The organism is Desulfallas sp. Bu1-1 (genome assembly GCF_015594625.1).
GTDB lineage: Bacteria > Bacillota > Desulfotomaculia > Desulfotomaculales > Desulfallaceae > JADNRQ01.
This window is the reverse complement of sequence record NZ_JADNRQ010000058.1, coordinates 1-1,145: the sequence shown is the minus strand read 5'-3', so window position 1 is coordinate 1,145 and position 1,145 is coordinate 1. Positions and strand designations below refer to the sequence as shown.

The window sequence follows — 1,145 nt, the reverse complement described above, 5'->3', positions numbered from 1 at the left end:
TGTGTAGTGCGGCCGGGCAAGGTCGTTAATTCTAGTGGGTGAAAGCCCCACCAGGGTAATGCCTAACCAGCAGCCCTGTAGCTAGTTCTTGGAGACGTTCAGGCAACTGAAAGTTTTAAGCGTAGAACGGCAAAATAGCGGGCCGAAAGCGAAAGCTGAAGTGATTGAGCCTCGAAATATTAGTCGAGAATGGCCGATGTGGTTACACACACAGAAGGCAATATCGGTGCGGACGTTATGGTGAGTCCCTACTGACGCTCCGGGGTCTAAGAGCTCGGCACGCTAACATTGAGAATTGGCGGCAACCCGGGAGACCCTGTCTTTCCCTGGTAGCGGGTATGCCCTACAAGCGATAACCAAGCGAGGAAGGCAAAAGAGAGGCAGGGAGTCGGATGACTGAATAGTATCAATGAAGCAGCGTAACGGCTGCGGAGAAAAGGCAGTCACACAAGGAGACCTTTGCAAAGGACACAATTACCACACACAGAGGTGGAAGATAATTGGAAACAAAACTTGCAAAGATAGCACAAGTAGCAAAAGAGAAGCCAAAGGAACAGTTTACAAGCCTCGTACATCTGCTTAGTGTGGAAATGCTACTGAAATGTCATCAAGAACTTAGTAGGAATAAAGCCGCTGGTATAGATGGAGTAACCAAAGCAGAATACGAAGAAAACCTTTTAGGAAATATCAAGAGGTTGCATGAATCACTAATGAAGATGGCATATAAACCACAAGCAGTAAGGCGCGTATACATTCCTAAACCAGGTAGTAATAAGAAACGACCTCTAGGCATACCAGCATATGAGGACAAAATTGTCCAGTTAGCGGTTAGTAAAATTTTATCGGCCATATATGAACAGGATTTTCTTGACAGCTCATATGGATTTCGTCCCGGACGCAGTTGCCACGATGCCTTACGAGAATTAAACAACATCATAATGACAAAGAAAATCAACTGGGTAGTAGATGCAGACATATCCGGGTTTTTCGACCACGTAGACCACGACTGGATGATGAGATGCCTCGAAGTCAGGATAAAGGACAGCAAACTATTAAGGATTATTGCACGGATGCTTAAGGCAGGAATCATGGAAGAAGGGGAATTTAAAGCTTCCATGGAGGGGACTCCTCAAGGTGGATTATGC

At 45.9% G+C, this 1,145-nt stretch carries 1 protein-coding gene; it reads left to right on the top strand.

Going from position 1 to position 1,145, the window contains the following annotated elements; genetic code table 11:
- Positions 1–500: 500 nt before the first annotated feature.
- Positions 501–1,145, top strand: a 645-nt coding sequence (locus IT084_RS17585; RefSeq protein ID WP_195714182.1) for a reverse transcriptase domain-containing protein, incomplete at its 3' end; no start/stop codon positions are given.